Here is a 20739-nt window from a genome sequence, read left to right as displayed (position 1 = left end):
ATGTCCGACGATTTCGATCCGTCCGTTTCGATCTCGGGGGAGCGCCCCCTGCGCGTCGCGGTCCGCGCGTACTCGTCGGTCGCGCAGGTGGGCGCGGTGGCGTTGCAGATGGTGGCGGTCACCAATCTGGCCTACCTGGTCGAGCACATCGTGTACGACTTCGTCGATGGGACGCAAACGGCGCCGCCGCTGGCGGTCGCGCTCGGGTTGGCGCTCTTCTCGGGCGTTCCATGGTTGGCCGTGGCGCTGGTGCGACGTTGGGTGTCGGGGACGCTCGACGTGGACGGCGCGCATTGGGTCCTCGGGTTGCGGCGCGCGCGCATCGAGATCCCGCGCGCGGCGCTCGGGTCGATCCGGCCGTTCGCGCTGCCGTTGCCCGAACCGGGGTTGGTGCTCACCACGAGCTCGGGACGGCGCTTTCGGCTGGCGGTCGACGACGCCGGTGCGGTGCTCGGGCAGCTCGGATCGCTCGCGGACGGGCGCGCGCAGGCGGTGACGGTGTCGGGTGGAGCGACGGTGGCGTACGCCGATGCCAAGCGCGGGCACGCGCGGCCGCGGGCTTGGCTCCTGGCCGCAAAGTGGCTCGTTCTGCCGCTGGCGCTCGCGGTGATTCTTTTTCGCCTGGACCAATACATCGTATTCGGCGGTGCGTTCGGGCAGTACTACGCATTTGGGCTGGGCGCGTACCTGCGGTCGTTCGGCACGTATTGGGCGGGGACGACGGCGTATCTGGTGATTTACGCCAGCGTCGTGCGTCTTTGCGTGGAGCCGCTCGCGCTGCTCGTCACTTCGATCGCGCCCGGCCGCGCGCGCCCCGTTCGCCGGATCGCGGAGTCGGTTTGTTGGCTCGCGTACTTTGGGCTGGTGCCGGCGTACGTCGCGTTTCGCCTTTTGTTCTGAGGACGAGCAGCGCCACCAGCGCGGCGCACGCCAAGGTGGGGCCGAGCCACGGTGCCAGGTGGACGGCCGGGACGAAGCCGGGCAAGGCGCGCGGCACCCTGGCCGAGAGGACGCGGCGCTCGTTCCAGCCTGCGGTGGCGAGCCAGTCGCCGGTGGGTGAGATCACGCTGGAGATGCCGGAGTTGGTGGCGCGCACCTGGGGGAGGCGCGTTTCGATGCTGCGAAAGGCGGCGGATACCCCATGCAATCGGGGCGCGCGCGCATCGGGGAACCAGGAGTCGTTCGAGAGGGTGACGATCAGCTCCGCGCCGCGGTTTGCTGCCTTGGCAACGAACTCGGAGGAGAGCGCGTCGTAGCAGATGAGCGGGAGGACGGACAGGGTCCGGCCGTCTCGGAGCTTCATCGGTACCACCTCGGGGCCGGGGCCTCGGATCCAGTGGCCGACCCACGGGAGCTGTTCGTGCACCCAGGTCGTGTCGAAGGGCGCGGGCACGTGCTCGGTGAAGGGAAAGAGGTGGTTCTTGCGGTAGGTGGTTACGGTGGGCGGGTGCGCGGTCGGCGTGGGCGAAACGAAGAACGCGGCGTTGTACTCGCCCGCCGTGTCGGTGTCGTAGGCGCCAAAGACGAGGGCCGCGCCCGAGGCGGAGGCCGTGGCGAGGAGCTCGAGGTCGAGGGCCGCGCCGGCTTCGCTCTTGGGGGAGCCGAAGGTCGTGGGGTACACGGTCTCGGGCCACACGATCACATCGGGGTTCGCATGGCGGCGAAGCTCGTCGGACAGCGAATCGTGCTCCGCGAGGATCAGGCGCACCGCATCGTAGGCGCCGCGCTCGGCCCGCAATTTGTCGTACTCGGTCAGGTTCGCCTGCACCACGCCGACGACGGGCCCTTGCGATTCCCGAGCGGCCTGCGCATCGAACTGCGCGCAACGGATCCATCCGTAACCGAACCAGGCGGCGATCAGCGCGAGCGCGCCGGCCATCGGCGCGAACGCGGCGCGCGACATCGGCTTGGGGTGCCTGCGGAGGGTGGCGGCCACCGCCTCGTTGACCAGGAGGAGCATGAGCGTCAACCCGTGGACGCCCACGAGATCCGCGCCTTGCCGCAGCGCCCGCGACGGGTAGAGCCCCTGCCCCAAGGTGTCGAAGAGCAGCTTGTCCGAAAGCAGCTCCGTTGCCACGTATGTCGCGGCCCCGAGGAGGACGGCGCGCACCATGGCCCGCGGCGCAGGCGAGCGCCCCACGAGGTGGCGCACCAGCGCAAAGGTCAGAAATTGTGGTTCCAGGATCGGTGCCAAGGCTACGAGCAGCACCCAAGGCCATGGCGACCTTCCACCTGCATAGCTTTCGATCGTGGGCGGCAGCCAATCGAAGACCGCCACCACGAAGGCCATGCTCATGGCGAGCCCTGCCCCCAAGGCTTCCAGCGGCGAGCGCGTCCGCGCGAGCGCGATCAACCACGGCACCAGCGCCACGAACCCTACGACGAACGACGCCCCCGAGACGCGCGCGAGGATCGCCAGGAGCGCCGCCGATCCAATGGCGCCCGCGAGGGAGATGGCGGCGCGCTTCAACGCTCGGGATCCGCGTAGGGATCGAGGGGCACCTCGAGCCGTTCGAGGGCCAAACCTGGGGGTGCCATTTCGGGCGGCACGATGCGATCGGCGGGGATCGGCAAGGGATGCCCCTGATCGTCTTTTGGCGCATAGTCGGGGTGAAACATCAAAATGGGCCGGAGCCCCTCGCCCTTATCCGTACTTTGATAGTGGCGCACATACCCCGGCGGTAGCTCGAAATCTTCGGGCACCACGATCCCCACCTTGATCCGCTTCGTGCCCGGCCGCGGAAAAGCGCGGATCCCCTCGGGCAGCGACGATGCGGATGCCGCCGGTGCGGCCAAAGGCTCCTCGGCCGCGGGGGCGGGGGCCTCGGGTGGAGACGGCTCGTCGTTCATGGCGGTTGGACCGGGAAGGCTCGGCATCTGGCGCGGCGGTTCCTCCGGCGACTCCTTCTCGGCCATCGGCCGCGCAGGCAGAGGGGCGGAGGGCGCGCGGCCCCGAACGTAAAGAACGAGGCCCGCGACGGCGATGGCAAAGAGCAGCGCGAGCCAAAGGAGCGCCCCGCCTTTGCGCGGGAGCTCGATTTCGACCACCCCGTCGCGATCGACGGTGCGCCGAGGTGATGCAGCTTTGGCTCGCACGGTCACGGACTCGCGCTCAGGGTGTGGCAGGGTTGAAGAGCGAGTGCGCCCAGCCGGCGCGCTCGTGGCCGAACTGGTTGTAAATGGGATTCTTCCCATTGACGATTTGGCCGCCGGAGTAATCGGGCGCGCCCGATCCCGTGCCGGTGCCGCCGAAGAAGCCGACGTAAATGGTCGAGCCGGAGAAGGTCGGGTGGGTGTTGTCGGAGAGGATGTAGTCGTAGCTGGTGTTCGGCGAGGCCAGGTGCCCGTTCGCGTCGCGGATGGTGCTGCGCAGCACCGAGGTGATGCGGTTCACGTACTGATCTTCGCTCTCGGTGGACGACCAGCGCAGCGCCTGCGAGTCGACGGTTCCATCGCCGTTCGCGTCATAGTCGGCGCCCATGAACTCGGCGAACGCGTCCACGCACTGGAAGCCATTGCGGCGCGCGAAGTCGCACGCGCGGTAGTTGCTGCGCGCGAGGCGGGGCAAGAACACCGCCTGCTTGTTCACCGTGGCCCCGTTCACCGTACAGGACGACTGGCCATTGTCGGCGTCGTAGCCCGGGTAATAAAGGTTCATGATAATCTTGACCTTGGCGGTGGTGGCGTACTGGTTGATGGCCTTCATCGCCAGCTCTTGGTACTTGGTGCACGTCGCGAGGGCGTTGTCGATGACGCCGATATCGCACGTCCCCGACTGCCCGGCGAAGGCGCTGCGGGCCTGCAAGAAGTCGTTGCCGCACATCTCGAAGGCGACCACCTTCGTGCTGGCGTCCTGCATGTACGACTTCTCGGCGATGATTTTGTTGTCGTAGATGTCATCGGCCTTGGCGCCGGATTTGGTACGGCGGATCACCTCGATGTCCGCGTTCCAGGTGTTGGAGAGGTACTCGCCTTGCACCCAGGTGGCCGAGCGCCGGGCGACGTTCGACAAGCTCCCTTGGTAGCCGGCATAAATCGAGTCACCGTAGGCAACGACCCGATGCTTGGTCGACGTATTCGCGCGGTCGATCGTCCACGAGGTATTTTGGGTCAGCGTATTGGCCAGCGCTTCGCCGCTGATCAAAAGCAGCACGAGCGCCAGCATGAGGTGAATACCATACCGAAGAAAACGAAGGGGCGGCCTGCTACCAACGAGTCGTCTGTTCACGGCATCTCTCTCCTTCACGTAAGCGGTGGGCAACGCGACAAACCCCGCCGAGATGCGGGGAAGGCAAGCCCCAACGCGGGTCGCTAAAGGGATGACAATGCATGCCTCCCGTCAAGTGGCCATGAGCGAGTTCATTGTATCGCCAAAGGAAATCCACCAACGCGACGCATCACCCGCCTGGTCGGAGGACACCCTTCAGTTGCGTCATCGTCACACCGAGTTCGGGACAACGCGACATATGCCGTGTAGCGCGTAATTGTAAATGTTCATGCCCGCGCCCGCGCCTCTGAATCCAGCGCGGGGGGCATTCCCGTTTCAATCTACGTGCGCGAGGAGCTGTTCGACCACGCTTCGCGGGGCGATTTCGTAGCCGTCGGGTACCATGGTGGCGGTGCCGCGGCCGTGGGTGAGGCCCCGAAGGCGAGACACGTAATCGAATGTCATACCCAGCGGTGCACGCGCGACGATCATCACGGCGTGGCCGCGCGGAATCACGCGCGCAACGACGCCGCGACGGGCTTCGAGACCCCGCACGACATCGCCGGCGTGAGCCTGGGGCACGACGATCTCGAGCGCGACGAATGGCTCGAGGATGACCGGGCCGGCGTCCAAGCATGCCCGTTCGAACGCGGTGGAGCCTGCAAGCTGAAAGGCGTCCGCGTGCAAATCTTTGCCGCGCGCTTCGCCGTCGAGGAGCGAAACGGCCACGTCCACGACCGGGTGCCCCGTAACGACACCGCACGCAGCCGCCGCACGAACCCCCTCCTCCACGGCGGAGGCGAACTTGCGGGGAAGGCTGCCGGCGATCGTTTCGTCCGCGAAGGTGAGCCCCGCCCCTCGCGCGCTCGGGAAGACGGCGAGCAGCACGCTGGCAACGTGCTCGGTGGCGCGATTTCGCGCGACGTGACGGTATTCGGATTGCGCGGGGGCCAGGATCGTCTCGCGGTAGGCGGGCTGGCGCACCGAGATCCGTCCGGAGTCGGGATCGGCCCGGGGGGGCGTTTTTCGAAGGGGCGAAAGGGGGTTATCGGGTGGCATGGACGTATCCTCTGGCGTCGGAGCGCGCGCTCCGGCACATAACCATCGAGACGAGAAAACGAGTCCCTCGATGCGTACGAAGCACCGAGGCCGGCTGCCCGCGTTCGCGGGTTCGCGAGACCGAGGATTCGCGGGATTGCGAATCACGAATCAGGATCGCGGACCACGAACCACGAGCCATGAGACGGAGCCGGGCTCGAAGATGCTCGAGAATTCTCGATGCTTCCGCCCTACGGCCCCGCTCCGCGTTCACCAAATTCGAAGAGCACCTCGTGACAAATCATGAGCCGCGTTGTTTGAGGCGTGAGGAAAGCTTTGTCAAGGCAGGCCCCCGAGCGTTGCATTCATTCGGCGGGTGCGGGTGACGATTGAAGGGCCATGACATCGTCCACATCATCGGAAAATGCCGCAAGCTCTTCGCTCACCTTGCGCAGGTATTGCTGCTTCTCGTGGAACGGCAGGAACGCGCTCTTGAAGCCGGAGAGGATGATTTGCTTCAAATCGGAGAAGCTGAGACCCATCTCCGTGTGGCAAAGCCATAGCTCGCGCGAGACGGTGGTGTCGGTCACCAGCCGGCCGTCGGTGGTGTCGGTCACCCGCAGCCCCAAATTCTTGTAGAGCTTCAGCGGGTGCGCCGAGAGCTCGCGGATCGCGCCAGTCTGCACGTTGGACGAAGGACAGCACTCCAGCGGGATGCGGTGATCGTTCACATAGTGGAGCAAATCGCCGTTCTCGCGCAGGCGGCAGCCGTGGCCGATGCGATGGGCACCACAAACGTGAATGGCTTGCGCAATCGACTCGGGCCCGTACGCCTCGCCCGCGTGGATGGTCACATTGATGTTGTTGTCACGTACCAGCTGAAAGGCGGCCTTGTGGTGTTTGGCGGGGTGATCGTACTCGGCCCCGGCCAGATCGAAGCCGACCACACCTCGCCCTTTGTAGGCGACCGCGAGCTCCGCCATTTCGAGCGAGATTTCGGGCGAGACATTGCGAATGCCGCAAAGGATCACATTGGATTCGACCCCGTATCTCTCACGCGCCGCGCGCAGCCCTTCGAGCACGGCCTCCACCACCGTGGTGAGCTTCAGCCCGCGCCGTGTATGGAGCATGGGTGCGTAGCGCACCTCCATGTAGCGGACGTTCTCACGTGCCGCGTCCTCGCCCAGCTCGAAGGCGATGCGCCGCAGCGACTCCTCGGTTTGCATCACGCTGAGGGTGACGTCGAACGCCTTCAAGTACTCGACGAGCGAGCCGCAGTTTTCGCCGATGTGCATCGCTTTGCGGAGCGAATCGGGATTGTCGCCGGGGAGCGCCACTTTGTAGCGCTCCCCGAGGTCCAGGATTGTGCTCAGGCGAAGCGATCCATCGAGGTGGACGTGCAGATCGGTCTTTGGCAACTTCTCGAAGACCGCGAGGGGGACCGTGTTGGTCGGGTTGGCCAGCATGGCCGAGCGTACCACATCTCCGGCGCTTCACGCATGACGCCGCACGTACACCTCCGCGCCTCCGTGTCGAGTGTTAGGGAGCGACGACGAAGGTGCGGGAGGCGCCGCCAATGGGCGTGATGGATCCGAAGAGCGACTTGGCGTCCCCGCGGTACACGATGCGGTAGGTGCCGGGTGCGGTGTTGTCGGGAATGTCCCATGTGGCCACCACCGAGGAGGCGGCAACACCCCAGCGCGCCCAATGGAACTTGGTCGACCAGTCGCCGTCGTCCGCGACGGAGAGCCAGCTCTGCCCGTCCTGACGCTGCACCTCGATGTACGTGCCGCCGCGATGCAAATCGTTGCTGGGGTGCGCGCCGGCGAACTCTACGCGCACTTGCTGCCCGCGCGTATAGCGCTCGGCGGGTGGGGAAACCACGTCGCCATAAGCGTAGCCGATGGGCGGCGCGTCCATCACCACGCCGGGCTGATAGCTCTGACGGGAGCCGGACAGATCGGGCGGGTTGGGCCCCGGTTCGCTCGCGCGCCCCGCCTTGAGATCGTCGGCGATGCGCGCAAGCTCCTGCTCGCAGGCGGGGAGCTGCCAGCGGCCGTACATGGTGTGACCGCCTTCGTAGTCCTGTTGATCGTATTCTTCGGGCGAGGTCAAATACCCCGCATAATCGTTGGAGTAGCCGGCGACGATCACGTTCTTCTGCGGCACACCGAGGCGGCTCGCCACCCTTCGGCGCAGGCGCAATCCGGCGACCACCGTGGGCTCCATCGGGAGAGAGACGATGTAGAGCTGCCCGATGCGAAGCAATTGAATCGGCAGGATCTTGGCCGTAAACCCCAGCGCCCCGGTGTCGAGGAGGATATCCTTCGGAGCCTGGCACGCGCGGAGCTCGGGCGAGGCGACATAGCGCGCCTTGGTCACGATTTCGATCAGAGGATTGTTGCCGACCCCCTCTTTGAAGATCTCCGGCCCCGGCCCGTCCTCGGTGCTCCCGGCCGCAAAGCTCGCCCCCAAGGTCGCCGAGCAGGTGGTGTGCTCTCGGCCATCGCCGGTGAACTCGGGTTTGACGACGAGCGAGCTCATGTCCACATAGGACAATCGGTAATCGATATCCCCGCCGATGGTCTCGCTCGGATGGTCGAAGACGGCGCGCGCGCCTTCGTATTGGCGGGTGCCGATGATGCGGGTGTTGACGAAGGGGTCGTCGGTCGGGCCGGTTCCGGGTTTGAGGGCGAGGTTGGGGCTCAAATCGCCGGGGTTGGTCTGCGCAAAGGCCGCGACGAAGCTGGGAACGCCGCGCCGGTAGTCCACGCCGGCGACCTCGCGCTCCCAGTGGTAGGCGGCGTATCCTTTGTTGTCGCCGCTGATCAATCCATTTTCGCCGGGCAAGCTGGTGCCGTGGGTGGCAAACCAATCGATGGCGCCGACCGGCGCGCCGGCGCGGTCGAAGCGAAGGACGGTGGTGGTCGGGTCGATTCCGTTGGGGAACGGCGCCCGGTCGGACTGCGGGTCGTGCTCGAAGGCGCCGCGCGAGCGGTTGGCGCTGGCGTTGAACAGCTCGCCGCGGCCCAGGGAGATCACGCCGGGGCTCAAATCGGCGTGGGCGCGGTCGATCGATTCCACGATTCCATCGACCAGCGCATCGAACGTCTTTTGGTGAAAGCCGAAAGTTACGATGTTGTAGAGATTGTAATCGGCATATCCACCCGGGGTGGCGTGCGTGTGCGTGGCGCCGAGGAGCAAATTGCGATCGTTGTAGAGTGTCCCGTAATGCTCGCTCAGCTTGCGCACTACGGCTTGCCGCACGCTCGCGTACATCGACCCTGCATCGGTCGTGACCAGCGCGACCCGCTTGCCGCTGTTGCGATCGACCACGATGAACGCGCGGGAGCGCTGGCGAAGGTGGATTCCATGCGTCACCTGATCGAGGCGGCCATAATTGGCGCCGTGGCCTTCGGCCGCTTCGCCGGTGATGTCCGCGATGCCCCTCCCCACGAGATACGGCTCCCATAACGTGGACGCGCTCGGTCGGGCGTCGGCCTCATTTTCATGATTTGCGGGGGCATCGGCGGAACAGCCGTACGAGCTACCTGCGAGCGCGAGAACAAGGGCAACTGCAGCGAACGACCGACGTCCAATCGGATTGCGCATTTCGACCCTCCGTACGAAATATCGAATTAGCCCGCAAAACTACTGGACCGACGCGGGCCGTCAAGGCCCGATCCCATGCTTTTCGCTCGAGCTGACGTCAGGCTGCGGGCGGTTTGAAAATGGATGTTGGCATGGTTTCGCCCGACTCGGTCATCTCGGCTTGTTCGACCTGGGATGGAGCGGCCGGAGGGGCAATCCTCAACGCTGCGCTCTCGGGGAGTGCGACCTGCATGGGGCGCGGTGCGGTCATGATATTGGCGCCCCGCAAGGCATCCAGGATGCGCGCGCGCAAGGCAATGGAGATATCGTCGTCCTTACCGGGCGGGACGCGGCCCATCACGCGCAGCAAGACGCAGCCTTGCCCCAATTCCTGCACCCGGACCTCCACGCGAACGCGTTCACCCACCTTCGCATAAAGGGTCTCCTCGGCGACCGACTCGAGCATCGCGCGAATGCGCGCGAGGTCCTCGTCGTACGGGACATACACGTCGACCACGCTTTTGACATACACCTTGGAGTGGTTTGCGACCTTCCGAACCTGACCATTGGGAATGGCGTGCAGCACGCCCGCATCATCCCGAATCTTGATGATGCGCACGCCGATCTCCTCGACCGTGCCGCGTACCCCGCTCACCTCCACTTCGTCGCCGACCAGGAGCAGGTTTTCGAACAAGATGAAGAAGCCGGCCACGATATCGCCGACGAACGACTGGGCGCCAAAACCAACCGCGACGCCGAGCACTCCGGCGCCGGCGAGCAGGGGTGTGGGATCGATGGCGAACTCCCGCAGCACCATGACGATGGTGGAGAAGTAAATGCCGTACCGCAAGACACCGACGGCCACCGGCACCAGCGTCTTTCGCTGCCGAATCTCGGCGCTGGTGTGTCCGGCCGTCTTGTTCATGAAAATTTCATGGATGAAGAGCAGGCAGATTTCGACCAACACGCGCGCGGCATAAAAGAGGGCCACGATTCGAATACCCACGCGACCGGCGTGGGAAATCCACGTATCGGGGGTGAGCCGATCGGCGACCCAGGTGGCCGCGCCCACATATGCGAAGTAATCGATGGCTCGCTTGGTGACACCCGACAAATGCGTGAGGCTGCCGAGGTACTTGAGAGGGCTCTCGAGCTTGCTGAACCGATTCGACGTTTCGAAGAGCACGTCGACCACCAGGTGCGCCACCACGACGGCGCAGCGACACGTCGACAACGCCACCAGGACGTACGCGGCGGAGACCACGACGCGGTGAACGCCCGCGGGTAGACTCAAGGTGAGGCTGACCAGCATGGCCGCACCCGCCGTAACCGCCGTGCGCAGCGCGGTCCGAAGGCGAAGCAAGGCCTCCGTCACGAGCGCACGGCTCGCCTCGAGCCGCGCGGAGCGTTCGGTCACCTTTTCGAGGGTATCGACGCACGAGCGGACGAGTGCATTGGCGATGAACGCGGCCACGAGGATGCCCCCCGCATACGCCAGGCGCACGCCGGCGGCCGCAAAGTCCTCGTGCCGGAGGTGGCCGAACCATGCTTTGAGCAAGCCCAGGGCGCGAAGGCCTATGAAGCTCAGGGCCGCGGCGCCCATCAGGAGCAAGGCGCTCATGACCGCAACCACGATCAACGTGGTGCGCTTCACGCGTCGCCGAAACGCATCCGCATGTGCCCCCGCCTCACCACCCAATAAGGAGGAACGGAGTACGCGGTTGGAGATCCGCAGCAGCACCGTCAAGAGCAGCTGCGCCGCGAGCATGAGCGCAACCACGGTGACCCCGAGCGCGACCAAATTGTGGAGAATCAGGTCGAGCGCAGGCAAACCCATGTAGGCGTTTGATGCACACCGAGCACCCGGCACCGTGACCGTTCGCGCACCGTTCGTCTTCGAACGCGACGCGGGTTTAGCTTTTGCGTGGGGGCTCCGGTCGCGGACGGCTCGGGTCGTTTTGGATCGACGTCGGGGGCACCGCTGCAAACGTGCGGGAGGAGCTGCAACGCCTGAGCCGTCAAGGCTGCGTCTGCACGGGGCGCGGGGCGCGGGGCGCGCGCCGCGGGGCGAGACAAAACGACGGCGCGAACGAAGCGCTCCGCGCAATCGCACACATTCTGCTGCTGGCTTTCTTTTCGAAACCAGACGAAAAAGGTGGAGAGAATAGGTCCGGTGGATACGAGCTGTTCGTGACGCAGCTGCCCCAACGAGGAATTCGGCCACCGGTCCGCGCCCGCTGCGCTTCCCGTCACCCGTCGCATGGGAACCCTCGCTTATTCCGCCCTCCGCTGTGGAGACTCTGGCTAAGAAGCTCACGAGGCATGCGGGGGCTGTCGCCTCCCACTCTTACCGATTAGCGACCCATCGTCTTCGGTCTTACCACGCGATGTCCGGCGCACCGCGCATCTGACCTAACCAGCCCCACTGCGAGTTCGACGCCAACTCCGCATCACACGATTTCATCGAGAAACGAAGCGGTCGATCCGCCCCACCCCCTGTCCCGCGACAAAATCCGGGTGTCCCGGACACCCTCGCCCCCGCCACACGCGAGCACGACCGTCAGGCCCGCCCCATGCAGGCGAGATCTCGCCAAGGTGAAGCTTCACCATTACGCTCGCGCGAGCATGGAGAACAGTCCCGCTTCGGTTCCGGCAGAAAGCTCGGCCGCCGTTGCTTCGCATACGCCGAAGGCGTCGCTCGCCGTGCTGACCTTGGGCGCCCTTGGTGTCGTGTTCGGGGACATCGGAACGAGCCCGCTTTATACGTTGCGCGAGTGCCTCCACGAGACGGCACACGGAGGTCGGGTCGCGGCCGAGGATGTGCTCGGGCTGCTCTCGCTCATCGTCTGGTCGCTCGCGATGGTGGTCACCGTGAAGTACCTGACCTTCATCATGCGCGCCGACAACCACGGCGAAGGAGGCATCTTCGCGCTGCTCGCCATCGTTCCCGAAAAGCTCCGCGCGTCCACGGGCGCGCTGCGCATCTCCGCCATCGCGATCGTGGTCGTCATCGGCGCGGCGCTGCTCTATGGCGATGGGGCCATCACGCCCGCCATTTCGGTGCTCAGCGCCATCGAAGGCCTCGCCATCGCGCACCCGTCGCTCGAGCCTTTGGTGGTACCCCTCACGTGCGCGATCCTGGTCGCGCTCTTCGCGGTTCAGAGACGTGGAACGGGCACCATGGGGGCCTTCTTCGGCCCCATCATGGCGGCGTGGTTCTTCACCATCGGCGCGCTCGGCGTCTACCATATCGTCAAACGACCCGAGGTGCTCGCGGCGCTCTCGCCCCACCACGCCGTGAGGTACTTCGCCGCTCACGGAATGCCCGGATTTCTCGTGCTCGGATCGGTCGTGCTCGCGGTCACCGGCGGTGAGGCGCTCTATGCGGACATGGGGCACTTCGGCGTGCGCCCGATTCGCATTGCGTGGCTCGCCATGGTCATGCCGGCGCTCGTCCTCTGTTACTTCGGGCAGGGCGCCCTCGTTTTGTCCGACCCTTCGGCCTTCGAGAACCCCTTCTTTGCCATGGTCCCCACGGGGCCCGCCACCTTGATCCTCGTCGCGCTCTCCAGCGCGGCCACCGTCATTGCATCGCAAGCGCTCATCTCCGGCGCGTTCTCCCTCACCCGCCAGGCGCAGCAGCTCGGCTATTTTCCAAGGGTCAACATCCGCCATACGGCCGCGCACACCGAAGGGCAGATCTACATCCCCCAGATCAATTGGCTCCTCGCGGCGTTCTGCCTCCTCCTCGTCGTCGGCTTCCAGAAGTCCGGAAGGCTCGCGTCGGCTTACGGCATCGCGGTGACCGGCACCATGATGCTCACGTCGATCGTGTACTACGTGGTGATGCGCCACACCTGGAAGTGGCCCACCCCGATCGCGCTGCTCGTCCTCGTGCTCTTTCTATCGTTCGACGTCCCGTTCTTCCTCGCCAACACCATGAAGATCGTGGACGGCGGCTGGGTCCCGGTGCTCATCGGCATGGCGTTCATCGGAGCGATGCTCATCTGGAGCAAAGGCCGAACGTTGGTCATCGAGCAATATGCGCAGCGCTTTGGCTCCATCCACGACGCGCTCCCGCGCATCATCGAGAAGGCCGCCTTTCGCGCGCCCGGAACCGGGGTGTTCATGGCGTCGAGCACGCAGCACATGCCGCCCATTTTGGCCCACGTCGTCGAGCGCATGCACGCCGTGAGCGAGCAGGTGCTGCTCTTGACCGTGATCACCGAGACCATTCCGGTGGTCCCGCGCGAGCGCCGGGTCGAGGTCATCGAGCTCCCGAGCGGCTTCTACCAAGTCATCGCCCGCTATGGCTTCATGGAGCAACCGAACGTCCCCGACATCGTGCAGCGCGCCGCCGAGCGCAAACAGCTCCGCATCGACCCCGAGAGGGTCACCTATTTTCTGGGCCGCGAGCGCGTCCTCGGCCTGGACACCGGCGCGATGGGCCGGGTCGCCGAGCTGATTTACGGCTACATGCAGCGAAACGCCATCGCGGCCGATCTCCACTTCCAGATCCCGGTGAACCAGGTCATCGAAATCGGCATTCAGCTGGATTTGTAACCCGCGCGGCCCAGTGGTACACCCGGCCATGTGAGCATGACCGCGCCATCTCCGACCAAGAAGCTCTATTGGGACGATCCCTTCGCCACCACCTTCGAGGCGCGCCCGAGCGCATCGACCTTTCAAGGCCGCCCGTCGATCGTCCTCGACCGCACTTTGTTCTACCCCGAGGCGGGCGGCCAGCTCGCCGATCGCGGCATCCTCGTCGTCACCCCAGGCGCCTCAGGCGAGGCGGACGGGGACGCCGAGCTCTCCATCGTCGACGTCCAAGTCGATGACGACGGCGTCATTCATCACCTTTGCGACCAGGCGGCCGGAGCCACACTCGAACGCATCGCCCGCGCAAGCCACGTACGCGGCGCGATCCAATGGGATCGCCGCCGCGATCACATGGCGCAGCACACCGCGCAACATATGCTGTCGCAAGCCCTCGTGCAGGCGGCCGACGCCGACACGGTCTCCGCGCGCCTCGGCGCCACCAGCTGCACCATCGACATCGACGTCCCCAACGTCGACGAGCGCGATCTTGCGCGCGCCGAAGATCGGGTCAACACGGTCATACGCGACGATGTCATCGTCCGCCAATTGTTTCCGACGGACCAAGAGCTCGCCGCCCTGGTCCTGCGCCGCGCGCCCAAAGTGTCCTCCGGCATCCGCCTCATCGAGGTGGAGGGCTTCGACCTCACACCGTGCGGCGGCACCCACTGCACCCGCACCGGACAAATTGGCGTAGTTCGTATCACCTCGGTCGAGCGGTACAAAGGAAAGATCCGACTCTCGTTTCACGCCGCCGGCCGCGCCCTCATCGACATGCGCGACAAAGAGCGCGCCCTCTCGAGCCTCGCCCGCGACCTGACGTGCGGCCCGCTCGACGTCACCACCGCAGTCGACAAACTCCGCGCGGAGCTCAAAGCGCGCACCGAGGCGCTCACCCAGGTGCGCGGCGAGCTCGCCGGCTTCATCGCCGAGCGCGCCCTCGCCGAGCACGCGCCGCGCACCGGGACGAACACGGTCATCGCGCTCCTGCGCGAAAACGACGACCTCACGATGCTGCGCACCCTCTCCGGCAAGCTCACGGCGCGCGCCGACGTCATCGCCCTCACCGGCACCATCGACCGCGACAGCCGCGATCTCATCGTCATCGTCCAGCGCGGCGCGAACGCCGATTTCGACTGCGGGACGTGGTTCAAGACGACCGCCAAGAGCCTCGGCGGACGCGGAGGCGGAAACAAAGAGCGCGCCGAAGGCCGATTCCCACCCGCGCGCCGCTTCGAGGACCTCGTGAACGCGCTGCCAACGAGACAGGATGAAAGGGTGGCAGGGTGACGGGTGCTAGGTGATCGAGTAACGCGATGAAGGAGCTCGCGCTCGTCTTCCTGCGCCTCGGCACCACGGCGTTCGGCGGCCCCGCCGCCCATATCGCCATGATGGAAGACGAGTTCGTCCGCCGGCGCGGATGGCTTACGCGCGAGCAATTCCTCGACCTCGTGGGCGCCGCCAACTTGATCCCGGGCCCCAGCTCCACGGAGGTCGCCATTTACGTCGGTTATCGACGCGCAGGTTGGCGCGGCCTGCTCGTCGCCGGCACCTGCTTCGTGCTCCCCGCTGCACTCTTGGTCACCCTCATCGCGTGGGCCTATGTCCGATTCGGCTGGCTCCCCTCCGCGAACGGCGTGCTTCACGGCATCAAGGCGGTCATCATCGCCGTCATCGTGCAAGCCCTCGTCGCCTTCGCGCGCACGGCCATCAAATCGAAGTGGCTCGCGGCCCTTGCAGCCCTGGCAGCCATCGCGCACGCGCTGGGCGCCGCACCGGTCGCCATCCTCGCCGGCGCCGGCGTCCTCCACGCCCTCGCGCGCGCCGCATCGCGCAGACATGGCAACGACGGCAACAACACCGCCGCGAAGACCATCGCATGGGGTCCCATCGCCACGCCCACCATCGCCCCCGCCCTCACCGCATCCACCCTCGCCGCCCCGGCGATTGCCCACGCCGCCCCCAGCTTGGTGAAGCTGTTTCTCATCTTTGCAAAGATTGGCGCCGTCGTATTCGGCAGCGGCTACGTGCTGCTCGCATTTTTGCGCACGGACCTGGTCGAGCAAACGCACTGGCTCACCGAATCCCAGCTCATCGACGCCGTCGCCATCGGACAGTTCACCCCCGGCCCCGTCTTCACGACCGCAACATTCATCGGCTACGTCCTCGCGGGCATGCCGGGCGCTATCGCGGCCACCGTCGGCATCTTTCTTCCCTCGTTTGCGCTCGTCGCGGTGAGCGGCCCGATCCTGCCCAAGCTGCGTCAATCGCCTACGTTTTCCGCCTTTCTCGACGGGGTCAACGCCGCCTCGCTCGCGCTGATGGCGGTCGTCGGTTTCGTGCTCGCGCGCACGGCATTGGTCGATGTGCCGACGGTACTCCTCGCGCTCGCCAGCGCCGCGGTGCTCTTGCGATGGCGCATCAACTCCGCATGGCTCGTGCTCGGAGGTGGCCTCGCCGGACTCGCGCTCGAGTGGTACAGTGCCTGGGCCATGTAACGGGTCCGCTCAGCTTCCTCGATAGGAGTCGGCATGAAACTACGAGCCGTCGCTGTTCTTTTCCTCGTTTCGTTCCCCTCGATGGCGGCCTGCGGCGCAGCCCCCCGCGCCGAGGGAACCACCGCCGAAGCCGATTCCACGGCGCCGCCACCCCCCGAAGGCGCGCTCGAAGCGGCCGAGCCACACGGTCACGGTCATGCGGACCATCGCTTTTGCGGCTGGCTCCACGAGTTCCCCGCCGATCCGAAGATGACGGATCTCGGCTACGACACGTTCGCGCGCCACGCGCGCACCTTCGACGCCGTCCACCCCAAGTGGTGGCGCATGGACTCGACCACGACCTTTGCCAATCACCCCGCCGATCGCGCCACGCCCTTTGGCGGATTTCACGACCGGCGCGTGCTCGCGCATACCACGTATTCGGGAAAACGCACCAAGCTGGTTCCGCTGGTCGCGGCCTCCGTCAAACCCGATTATCTGTACGCGCACACGATGATCAACGATCCGGCGGTGCGCCGCGAGCACGTCAAGAACCTGGTCGCGCTCGCGGTCTCCAATCGGTACGATGGGCTCGACATCGACTACGAGCATTTTTCGCGCGGCATCGGGCCGGGGCAAACGCGGGACACGGAGCGGGAAGCTTTCTCCACCTTCATCCGCGAGCTCTCGGCCGCCATGCACGCGGCCGGCAAAATCGTATCGCTCGCGGTGCCGGTCGAGGCGGGCGAGCCCCATCCCATTTTCGACTACGACGCGCTCTCCGCCGCCGCCGATCAAGTCCATGTGATGACCTACGACTTCCACTACGAGGCAGGCGAGCACCCCGGCCCCGTCTCGCCGCTCGGTTGGGTCCACGAGGCCGTGGCCTACATTGGAAATGTGGCCGGCGGACAGAGGAATGGCAAATTCATACTCGGCCTCCCCAACTATGGCCTCTATGGCCCCGAGCAGCCTCCCGATAATTTCCAGACGATCGCGTGCGAGCCGCTCATCCGCTGTCAGGCCATGCTCTCCGGCTCCTATTCCACCACGACCGACCACATGAGCCATTGTACGATGGCCTCCAAACCGTTCGAGCCGGGCCGCGCCCCGAATCTCTATCTGGCCAACGGCGATCATCTCTTCTTCGACGATCTCGAATCGTTGGAAGAGAAGGTGCGAGAAGCGAAACAAGGAAAGCTCGGCGGAATCACGTATTGGAGCATCGGAGGGGAGCCCGATCGCCCCGGGTGCCGCTCCTTCTTCGAGATGGTCCGAAGCTATTTCCCACAGCGTCGCTGATGCGGTGAAATCGTTTCGATGGTATAGCCCGTAATCCGCGACACATTGCAGTTCACCCTCGAGGGGACGGGCACCATGAAACGACGTGGATTGGGCGCAATGGCATTTTCGGTGATTTTCGGCGCGGCCGCGTGCAGCTCCGCAGGCTCTTCTGGTGACGAAACGACCGCCGCGTCGTCCGGCCCCATGTTCGAGTACCGCGTCCACGACGCCGTCGCCCGCGCCGACGATCTGGCGGGCGCCGGGCTCGATCTGCTCGAAAAACGCAGCGGAAACGACCTCTTCGTCCTCGGCGATGCCAACACCGCAAACGAGCTACGCGCCCTCGGCTTCGAGGCGACCATCCACCAAGTCCTGCCGATCCCCTCCTGGGATCCACCCAAGCCGGACCTCGAGCATACCTCGGCATCCATCTCCTCATCCATCTCTTCAGCCGCCGCAGACCCCATCACCGAAACGTACTATGGCGGATACCATACGATCCGCGCCCAGTACGCGCACCTCGACAAAGTCGCCGCCGATCACCCCGATTTGGTCAGGGTGATCACCTACGGCCAATCCTGGCGCAAACAGCGCGGCCTGGGCGGCTACGATCTCAAAGCCATTTGCATCACCAAGCGGACGGACGGCGACTGTGCGCTAAACCCCAATTCGCCCAAACCACGCTTCTTCCTCTACGCACAAATGCACTCCCGCGAGCTCACCACGGGCGACGTCGCGTGGCGCTGGATCGATTATTTGGTCGAGAATTATCCCACCGACGCCGCGGTCAAAGAGCTGCTCGACGGCGAGGAAATGTGGGTGGTGCCGCTCGCCAACCCCGATGGCACGGAGGTCGTTCAATCCGGAGGAAACAACCCGCTCCTCCAGCGCAAAAACCTGAACACGTCCAACGAAACGAGGGCCTGCACCGTTCCGAACCATGGAATCGACATGAATCGCAATTTCGATTCATCGTGGGGCGGCTCCTCCACCTCGACCAACCCCTGCAGCCAGACGTACTTGGGCCCCTCCCCCGACTCGGAGCTCGAGGTCTCGGCGACCGAAAACCTCTGGCGCCAATTGTTCGCCGACGTACGCGGCCCCAACCGCCAGGATCCATCCCCGGTGGACGCCAAAGGCTTGATCGTCAGCCTGCACTCGGACGCCAACACGGTGATGTTCCCCTGGTATTACTCGTCCAGCGTCCACAGCGCCAACGACGCGACCCAGCGCGCCATCGCCAAGAAGCTCGGCACCCTCACCGGCTACGACGCGGGCCAATCGGGCGAAGTGCTCTACGCTTCCGGCGGCAACTCGGGCGACTGGGCCTACGACAAGCTCGGCACCTCGATCTTCACCATCGAGGTCGGCGACAACGCGCCGAACGACGGATTGTCGTGCGGAGGTTTCTTCCCGCCGTACTCCTGCCAAGCGGCGTTCTTTTGGCCGAAGATGAAGCCCGCCATCGTCTACGCCGCGCGCAAAGCGGTCAGCCCGTTCCGCCCGGAGTAACTGGGCCTACGACAAGCTCGGCACCTCGATCTTCACCATCGAGGTCGGCGACAACGCGCCGAACGACGGATTGTCGTGCGGAGGTTTCTTCCCGCCGTACTCCTGCCAAGCGGCGTTCTTTTGGCCGAAGATGAAGCCCGCCATCGTCTACGCCGCGCGCAAAGCGGTCAGCCCGTTCCGCCCGGAGTAACGACGCCGTTCGCGACGTCCGGAATTTTTCCGCGGTGCGTCCTTCGCCAGGCGGCGGGGGTCGACCCGATGGATTTGCGAAACTGACGAATGAAGTGCGTCTCGTCCTTCCACCCGATGTGCCCCGCGATGGCGACGATGGAGTCGTCGGTGTGCGCCAGTCGAATGCACGCCTCGCGCAACCGCGCCTCCTTGATCCAATGGCCCACGGAGAAGCCCGTGACCCGGCGCAAGACCGTGGTCACGTGCGCGGGCGTGCGATGAACCGCACGGGCAACGTCCTTCAACGAAATGGGCTCGTAACAGTGGCCCTGGATGAACTCCAGGGCGCTGGCCACCAGCGAACCCTCGCGCGAGCCATCCGAGGCCGCCGGCGACGCGGGCGCGCGCCGCAGCTCGGCCAGAACCAGCACGAGCAAGCTTCGCTGCACCTCGCGCGACTCCAGCGTATCGTGCCCCACCTCGTCCACGAGCTCCTCGCACACGCGAAGCAGGTGCGCGCGGCGCGCTTCCGGGATCACCACCAGCGGCAAGGCCCCCCATCGCACGCTGCGAAAAGGCCCCATCAGCGGCGCACCCTCGTCGAAGCCAAGGCAGCTCGCGCAGAACGTCAGCCGCACGACCTCGACCCCCGAGCCCCCGACCAGCCGATGCGGCGCACCGGAGGGGACCAGGACCGCCATCCCCGGCTCGGCCACGATCGGCCCCCCGTGCTCCATGCGAAGCTGCCCGTCCACGAGAAACAAAACGGTGTGATCGACGTGCGTGGCCGCCGGCTGCGTGTGGAGCCGCGCCGAGCGAACCCGCTCGCACGTGATGGGCTGATGCCGGTTCACGCCTGCCCCTTCACCTGCCGAAGCAACCGCCCCGCGTGGGCCTCCACCGCCTCGCGCAACGCGGCGGGCTCGCGGATCCGAAAGCCGAACGGCAAGTGCGCGAGCTCGCGCGCGAACCAGTCGATGTCGTCGGCCTGGCTACGCAGCACCGTGCCCTCGTCGGTCCACTCGAGCACACCGGCGGCAGGAAAGAGCGCGCGGCGCGCGGTCTCGATGTCCGTCTCGAGGAGCACCTCGATGCTGAACGCGCGCGGCAGCTTGGCGAGCGAAAGGGTCACGTGCTCCAGCGCATCGAAGCCATGCGGGCGTATGAAGCGCACGTCCAGCGGGCGCACGGCCTCCACGCGATCCAAGCGGAACGAGCGCAGGCTCCCGCGAAGGTGGCACATGCCCACGACGTACCAACGCCCGCCGCGGTAGGCGAGACCGTAAGGGTCGAAATCGCGCCGCGTCTCGTCGCGCTGCGCGGTGCGGTACTCGAGGCGCACGCGCGTTTGCGACTGCGCCGCCGCCGTGAGCGCGGCCAAGGTTCCATTGTCGCCGGGGGTCGCCGCGCGCGAGAGCTCGAGCGACACCGTCTCATCCACCGCGCGCACCCGACGCTTGACGTTGTCCGGCAGCACGCGTTCGAGCTTGGCTTGCGCGCTGGCCACCGCCGTCACCGCCGCCGCGAGCCCCAGGCCGCGGGCCGCGATGAGCCCGATGGACAAAGCGAGGGCCTCGTCGTCGGTGAACATCAGCGGCGGCAGCTTGAAGCCGGAGACCAACGCATACGCGCCATCGCGACCCCGCTCGGCCGTGATGGGGATGCCGAGCTCCTCCAGCATCGCGATGTACCGGCGCACCGTGCGCCGGTCGATCTCGAGCCGCTCTGCCAGCTGGGAGCCGCTCATTCGGCCATGCGTTTGCAGCAGCTCGAGCACGGCCAGCACGCGCGTCGTCGGACGGGACATGACACCCCCAGCTTAGTCGGTGCCCGGCGCGGCTGCATGGGCTCGATTGACAT

At 65.9% G+C, this 20739-nt stretch carries 16 protein-coding genes; 6 read left to right on the top strand and 10 right to left on the bottom strand.

The genetic code is table 11. From position 1 onward, the window contains the following. Entirely contained in the window at positions 1-900 is a 900-nt protein-coding gene (locus LZC94_01095; protein WXB15875.1) for a hypothetical protein, read from the top strand. On the opposite strand, the gene lnt is transcribed toward LZC94_01095, so the two are convergent. The 7 genes from lnt to LZC94_01060 all read right to left on the bottom strand — a co-directional run bounded on the left by lnt (position 785) and on the right by LZC94_01060 (position 10673). Beyond that, positions 785-2470, bottom strand: a complete 1686-nt coding sequence (lnt, locus tag LZC94_01090) for an apolipoprotein N-acyltransferase (protein ID WXB15874.1) — start codon at positions 2468-2470, stop codon at positions 785-787. The genes LZC94_01095 and lnt overlap by 116 nt on opposite strands. Further along, the gene (locus LZC94_01085; protein ID WXB15873.1) at positions 2467-3102 is read right to left on the bottom strand and encodes a hypothetical protein; all 636 of its coding nucleotides are present in this window, start codon (positions 3100-3102) and stop codon (positions 2467-2469) included. The genes lnt and LZC94_01085 overlap by 4 nt, the downstream gene beginning before the upstream one ends. Before the next feature lie 10 nt (positions 3103-3112). Beyond that, positions 3113-4165, bottom strand: a complete 1053-nt coding sequence (locus tag LZC94_01080) for an SGNH/GDSL hydrolase family protein (GenBank protein ID WXB20338.1) — start codon at positions 4163-4165, stop codon at positions 3113-3115. Positions 4166-4543: 378 nt separating this feature from the next. Next, positions 4544-5266, bottom strand: coding sequence for a hypothetical protein (locus tag LZC94_01075; protein WXB15872.1), 723 nt, complete (start codon positions 5264-5266; stop codon positions 4544-4546). A 344-nt stretch (positions 5267-5610) separates the two neighbouring features. Continuing rightward, complete coding sequence (gene add, locus LZC94_01070) at positions 5611-6711, bottom strand: adenosine deaminase (protein WXB15871.1); 1101 nt, start codon at positions 6709-6711, stop codon at positions 5611-5613. 73 nt (positions 6712-6784) lie between these two features. Then, complete coding sequence (locus tag LZC94_01065) at positions 6785-8701, bottom strand: neutral/alkaline ceramidase (GenBank protein WXB15870.1); 1917 nt, start codon at positions 8699-8701, stop codon at positions 6785-6787. Positions 8702-8954: 253 nt separating this feature from the next. Further along, positions 8955-10673 carry a mechanosensitive ion channel family protein gene (locus tag LZC94_01060; GenBank protein WXB15869.1) on the bottom strand — a complete coding sequence of 573 codons (1719 nt, stop codon included), beginning with the start codon at positions 10671-10673 and terminating at the stop codon, positions 8955-8957. 788 nt (positions 10674-11461) lie between these two features. Between LZC94_01060 and LZC94_01055 the strand changes: the two genes are divergently transcribed. The 5 genes from LZC94_01055 (at position 11462) to LZC94_01035 (ending at position 18708) form a co-directional block, all read left to right on the top strand. Then, positions 11462-13399: a KUP/HAK/KT family potassium transporter gene (locus tag LZC94_01055; GenBank protein WXB15868.1), complete on the top strand. Its 1938-nt coding sequence runs from the start codon at positions 11462-11464 to the stop codon at positions 13397-13399. A gap of 36 nt (positions 13400-13435) precedes the next feature. Further along, positions 13436-14725 (top strand): DHHA1 domain-containing protein, encoded by a 1290-nt coding sequence (locus LZC94_01050; protein ID WXB15867.1) that lies wholly within the window; start codon positions 13436-13438, stop codon positions 14723-14725. A 26-nt stretch (positions 14726-14751) separates the two neighbouring features. Continuing rightward, on the top strand, positions 14752-15933 hold the full coding sequence (chrA, locus tag LZC94_01045) for a chromate efflux transporter (protein ID WXB15866.1): 1182 nt from the start codon (positions 14752-14754) through the stop codon (positions 15931-15933). Between the two features lie 33 nt (positions 15934-15966). Beyond that, positions 15967-17214, top strand: a complete 1248-nt coding sequence (locus LZC94_01040; protein WXB15865.1) for a glycosyl hydrolase family 18 protein — start codon at positions 15967-15969, stop codon at positions 17212-17214. A 75-nt stretch (positions 17215-17289) separates the two neighbouring features. Then, positions 17290-18708 (top strand): hypothetical protein, encoded by a 1419-nt coding sequence (locus LZC94_01035; protein ID WXB15864.1) that lies wholly within the window; start codon positions 17290-17292, stop codon positions 18706-18708. Positions 18709-18714: 6 nt separating this feature from the next. On the opposite strand, the gene LZC94_01030 is transcribed toward LZC94_01035, so the two are convergent. Genes LZC94_01030 through LZC94_01020 form a run of 3 tightly spaced genes read right to left on the bottom strand, consistent with a single transcriptional unit; the run spans position 18715 to position 20686 of the window. After that, complete coding sequence (locus tag LZC94_01030) at positions 18715-18852, bottom strand: hypothetical protein (protein ID WXB15863.1); 138 nt, start codon at positions 18850-18852, stop codon at positions 18715-18717. A 23-nt stretch (positions 18853-18875) separates the two neighbouring features. Further along, positions 18876-19733 carry an AraC family transcriptional regulator gene (locus tag LZC94_01025; protein ID WXB15862.1) on the bottom strand — a complete coding sequence of 286 codons (858 nt, stop codon included), beginning with the start codon at positions 19731-19733 and terminating at the stop codon, positions 18876-18878. Further along, positions 19730-20686 carry a YafY family transcriptional regulator gene (locus LZC94_01020; GenBank protein ID WXB15861.1) on the bottom strand — a complete coding sequence of 319 codons (957 nt, stop codon included), beginning with the start codon at positions 20684-20686 and terminating at the stop codon, positions 19730-19732. The genes LZC94_01025 and LZC94_01020 overlap by 4 nt, the downstream gene beginning before the upstream one ends. Positions 20687-20739: the final 53 nt, after the last annotated feature.

This window comes from Sorangiineae bacterium MSr11954, from assembly GCA_037157815.1.
In the GTDB taxonomy this organism is placed as follows: Bacteria; Myxococcota_A; Polyangia; order Polyangiales; family Polyangiaceae; genus Pendulispora; species Pendulispora albinea.
This window is presented reverse-complemented; position numbering and strand designations above follow the sequence as displayed.